Source organism: Gordonia sp. DT219 (genome assembly GCF_049847065.1).
Lineage (GTDB): Bacteria > Actinomycetota > Actinomycetes > Mycobacteriales > Mycobacteriaceae > Gordonia.
The window spans coordinates 1-224 of record NZ_JBNCNR010000134.1 but is presented as its reverse complement, the minus strand read 5'-3'; the positions used below and the strand labels follow the sequence as shown (position 1 = coordinate 224).

The following is a 224-nucleotide window of genomic DNA, read 5'->3' as shown; positions in this document are numbered from 1 at the left end:
CAGTATCTGGCCGCCGTCCTGCAACGCCAGGTCGCCGATCGGGAGGCCTCCGGTACCAGGCTGCGGATCGCCGGAGCCCACTTCCCGGCCATGAAAACGTTGGAAGACTTCAACGCAGATCACCAGCCCTCACTGCGCAGAGACGTCCTCGCGCACCTGGAGACGATGAGTTTCGTGGCCAAGGCGGAGAACGTGATCCTGCTCGGCCCGCCCGGAGTCGGCAA

Annotated in this window: 1 protein-coding gene; it reads left to right on the top strand. The window is 65.2% G+C overall.

From position 1 onward, the window contains the following. Nucleotides 1-224 (top strand): ATP-binding protein (locus tag ACPXB3_RS22745; RefSeq protein WP_425729915.1); only part of this gene is annotated, 224 nt, incomplete at both ends.